The organism is Armatimonas sp. (assembly GCF_031410135.1).
Classification (GTDB): Bacteria; Armatimonadota; Armatimonadia; order Armatimonadales; family Armatimonadaceae; genus Armatimonas.
In genome coordinates, this window is sequence record NZ_JANNYP010000577.1 from 1 (window position 1) to 4,276 (window position 4,276).

General features: G+C 60.1%; 4 protein-coding genes and 1 pseudogene. All 5 read left to right on the forward strand.

Features of this window, described 5'->3' with window-relative positions:
• A partial coding sequence (locus RMO15_RS21305; RefSeq protein WP_309716812.1) for a hypothetical protein occupies window positions 1-396 on the forward strand: 396 nt, incomplete at its 5' end.
• Window positions 397-464: 68 nt separating this feature from the next.
• The gene (locus RMO15_RS21310) at window positions 465-2,288 is read left to right on the forward strand and encodes a sulfatase (RefSeq protein WP_309716815.1); all 1,824 of its coding nucleotides are present in this window, start codon (window positions 465-467) and stop codon (window positions 2,286-2,288) included.
• Window positions 2,285-2,722, forward strand: a complete 438-nt coding sequence (locus tag RMO15_RS21315; RefSeq protein ID WP_309716818.1) for a nucleoside deaminase — start codon at window positions 2,285-2,287, stop codon at window positions 2,720-2,722. The genes RMO15_RS21310 and RMO15_RS21315 overlap by 4 nt, the downstream gene beginning before the upstream one ends.
• The gene (locus tag RMO15_RS21320; RefSeq protein WP_309716820.1) at window positions 2,719-4,068 is read left to right on the forward strand and encodes an arylsulfatase; all 1,350 of its coding nucleotides are present in this window, start codon (window positions 2,719-2,721) and stop codon (window positions 4,066-4,068) included. Before RMO15_RS21315 ends, RMO15_RS21320 begins: the two co-directional genes overlap by 4 nt.
• 10 nt (window positions 4,069-4,078) lie before the next feature.
• Window positions 4,079-4,276: pseudogene (locus RMO15_RS21325) on the forward strand (VCBS repeat-containing protein); the annotation flags it as partial.

A 4,276-nucleotide genomic window follows, 5' to 3' on the forward strand; every position in this document is an offset into this window, starting at 1 on the left:
TCCCCCCACTATCATCGCGCTCGCATTCGTGCAAAGAGCTTGATCAAGGGGCTCCAAGGAGAGCTTGACGAGGCATATCGGCTAGTGGAGCTGCTGAAGACCCCCCATCAAAGCCACCACGAGATAGCCTATAACTTAGTACTGTGCGCTCATCTGGAATATCTTGCGGGCAACTTCTTTCTCTCCACGCAGCTCTATGGAACCTCCGTCGCTTGGTGTCAGCGCAAAGGCTTTGATCTCCATGGATATAACTATAGTTCCCGCGAGAAAAACCTCGCCTTACTTTGTGAACGGTTCGGGGACAAAGCATTCCAGGCACTCTACGACGAAGGCTACAACAGGCACGCCAGCGAAATTTTACAATCTTTGGCAGGGTCAAAGCAAGCCAGTATATAAGAACGCAGCTGCCTACTTTTAATGGGTGGCAATAGGATTTTCAGGACGCCATGCCGAATCTCTGAACAATGCAACCACCAACCTTACCCCCCCGCCCCAATATCGTCTTTATCCTCTCCGATGACCTCGGCTGGGCCGACACGGAGCTCTATGGCAAGACGAAGCTCTACAAGACCCCGAACTTGATGCGGCTGGCAAAGCGCGGGATGGTGTTCTCACGGGCGTACTCGGCGAGCCCGCTGTGCTCCCCGACGCGGGCGAGCATTCTGACGGGTCAGAGCCCGGCGCGCATTGGGATCACGGCGCCCAACTGCCACCTGCCCGAGGTAAAACTTGCCGCGTCGGTGCAGAAAAACGCGCCCCCGACGGCAAAGGCGCTCCAGTGCGAGAGTGCGACGCGGCTTAACACGAGCTACGTGACCCTGGCGGAGACGCTGAAGTCGGCGGGGTACGCGACGGCGCACTTTGGTAAGTGGCACTTGGGCGCGGAGCCCTACTCGCCGCTGGAGCAGGGCTTTGACGTGGACCTGCCCCACACCCCCGGCCCCGGCCCGGCGGGGAGCTTTGTCGCCCCGTGGAAGTTTCCGAAGTTCTCGCCACGCACCCCCAATGAGCATATCGAGGATCGCATGGGCGACGAGGCCGTGGCATGGATGACCAAGAACAAAGACAAGCCGTTCTTTCTCAACTACTGGCAGTTCTCCGTGCACGCCCCGTTTGACGCCAAGAAATCGCTGATCGAGAAGTACAAGGGGCTGGTAGACCCGAAAAGCGCACAGCGCAGCCCGACCTACGCCGCGATGGTGGAGTCCATGGACGATAGCGTCGGCAAGCTCCTCGACACACTGGATCGCTTGGGGATCTCGGATAAAACGGCGATTGTCTTTCTCGCGGACAATGGCGGCAATATGTACAACACCGTAGACGGCACCACACCCACCAGCAATGCCCCGCTCCGGGGCGGCAAGGCGACGGTCTACGAGGGTGGGATTCGCGTCCCGTGTGTCGTGAGCTGGCCCAAGGTCACCAAGCCAGGCTCGCAGAACAAGGAGGCAATAATCCAGAGCACCGACTTCTACCCAACGGTTCTGGAGCTGCTCAAGCTCAAGCCCGAGAGCAACCAGATATTTGACGGGCGCAGCATTGCCAGTGCCCTGAGTGGCAAGGCACTCGCCCCCAGGCCGATCTTCACGTTTTTCCCGCACAGCCCCAAGGTCCCCGACACCCTGCCTCCCGCCGCAACCGTGCACTCCGGCGACTGGAAGCTGATCCGCCTCTTCCATCAAGGCGAGGGCGGCGCACACGCCTACCAGCTCTACGACCTCAAGAGTGATCTTGGTGAGGCAAATGACCTTGCGGCCAGCCAGCCGGAGCGGGTCAAGCAGCTCGATGCACTGATTGAGGGATTTCTCAAGGACACCAAAGCGGTCGTGCCCCTCCCCAATCCGGCCTACAATGCAAAAACGAAGCATGAAGCGGCGACTCCGCCTGGTGCTGATCCACTGGGAGGCTGGAAGGCACGCGGCTGTGAGGCTGTCGTCAAAGACGGCGCGTTGGTAGTCACCGGCACGGGCCTCACACCGTTTCTGGGCTTCACTGCGGGTAAAATCGGCGGCCAAACCGTGATCTCGCTGCGGGTAAAGAGCATGGCCGGGGGCGCAGGCAAAGCCGAGTGGCTTCCCACGCCACAAGACACAGACAAGGCAAAGTCAGTCCCCTTCACCCTCAAGGCCAGCGGCGACTGGCAGGAGATCACCGTCATGCTTCCCGCCGAGGGCGCACTGGGCATCCTACGGCTGTATCTACCCGCACAAAAAGACCCCGTCGCAGTGGACTCGATTGAGATAAAGCCGACCCAAGGCAAGACGCAGCGCTGGAGTTTTGAGAAGTGAGAACCGACGAAGAACACCTCCGTGAGCTGATCGCCTTCACACTGCCCCATAAGAATCCCTTTGGTGCGCGGATTGTGGAATCGGCGACGGGCGAGGTGCTGCTTCAGGCAATCAACCAGGTAGGACCGAACAACGATCCCACCGCCCATGCGGAGCTGCTAGCAGTGCGTCTTGCCTGCCAGCAGCGGCAGAGTTTTTCCCTGGCAGGCTTTACCCTCTACTCCACCTGTGAGCCGTGCCCGATGTGCCTGGGAAGTATCCTCTGGGCAAGGCTAGACCGCGTCGTCTTCGGAGCCACGATTGAGGATGCGGCAAAGCACTACTCGCAGATCTACATCCCGGCCCAGGAAGTCGCCCGGAGAAGCGACTTTCAGACAATAGTCGAGGGACCTCTACTTCAGGCAGAGTGCTACACTCTCTTCACACCATCATGAAACCAAATATTATCTTTGTCCTCGCCGACGATCTTGGCTATGGTGAGCTAGGCTGCTTTGGCCAAAAGCTCATCCCGACACCGCACCTCGACAAGATGGCGGCGGAAGGCATGAAGCTGACACAATTCTACGCCGGAGCGCCCGTCTGTGCGCCCTCGCGCTCGGTCTTGATGACGGGCTTGCACACCGGCCACACGCGGGTCCGGGGCAACGCAGGCCCCACCAATCCCACGGCCCAGATGCTCCGAAAAGGTGACCTGACGGTTGCGGAAGCGCTGAAGTCCGTAGGCTACGCCACCGCACTGATCGGCAAGTGGGGCCTGGCCAACGAGGGCGATGAGGGAGTACCAACCCGCAAGGGCTTCGATGTCTTCTTCGGCTACCTCAACCAGACCCACGCCCACAATCCCTACCCGCCGTTTCTCTGGCGCGATGAGAAGCGTGTCGCGCTACGTAACACCAGGCATCCCGAGTGCCCCGAGGCGCAGTGGAAGGCCGGCGCGGGCTGGGCCGAGGAAAAACGTGACTTTGCCCCCGATCTCATGGCCGACGAAGCCCTGAAGTGGGTCGAGACGCACCACAAGAAGCCGTTCTTCCTCTACTGGTCGCTCATCACGCCCCACGCCAACAACGAAGCCACGCGCGGCACGGGCAACGGTCAGGAGATCCCCGAGCTGGGAGCCTTCGCCGACAAGCCCTGGCCCGCCCCCGACAAGGCCCATGCCGCGACGATTGCCCGCCTCGATGCCGATATGGGGCAGCTCTTTACCTTGCTCAAGAAGCTCAAAATAGACAGCAACACGCTCGTGATCTTCTCCAGCGATAATGGGCATCATAAAGAGGGAGCAAACGATCCCGAGCTATTTGACGCCAACGGGCCGTTCCGTGGCCTCAAGCGCGATCTCTACGACGGTGGCATCCGCGTCCCGACACTAGCACGCTGGCCCGGTCAGATCGCGCCCGGCTCACAGAGTGGCCACGTCAGCTACTTCGCCGATCTCTTTCCGACCGTTGTCGAGCTAGCAGGCACCAAGCCCCCTCCCAAGACCGATGGGCTTAGCTTCCTGCCGACGCTGCGTGGTAAGTTGGGGGCGCAGAAAAAGCACGCCACTCTCTACTGGGAGTTCCATGAGGGAGGCTTCTCCCAAGCCGTGGTGATGGACGCACGCTGGAAAGCGATCCGCAAAAAACGCCTGGATGCTCCTGTCGAGCTCTACGACTTAGCCAATGATCCCGGTGAGGAGCGCAATCTCGTCGAGACTCAGCCAGCGCTGGTGCAGCGTGCCAAAGAGCTCTTCCGCACCGAGCGCACCGACCTGCCCGAGTGGCCCATCAAGCAGGTATAATCGAGCCGCTATGACGCTAAACACCTACGCTCTCGCCTCGCTTGCTTTGCTCTTGCTTGTGCCCGGCACGCAACAGAAAAATGAGGCTATCGTCCCACCGACGCAGCCCTCGAAGCTGAAATTTGAGAAGATCGTCATCAATGCGGCATCGGACTTTGAGGCGGCGGGAGTTGGGGATATTAACGGCGATGGCAAGCTGGATATTGTC

Coding starts and splice junctions, on each gene's coding strand:
- RMO15_RS21320 (WP_309716820.1), top strand. CDS start 2,719: ATGAAACCAAATATTATCTTTGTCCTCGCCGACGATCTTGGCTATGGT.
- RMO15_RS21310 (WP_309716815.1), top strand. CDS start 465: ATGCAACCACCAACCTTACCCCCCCGCCCCAATATCGTCTTTATCCTC.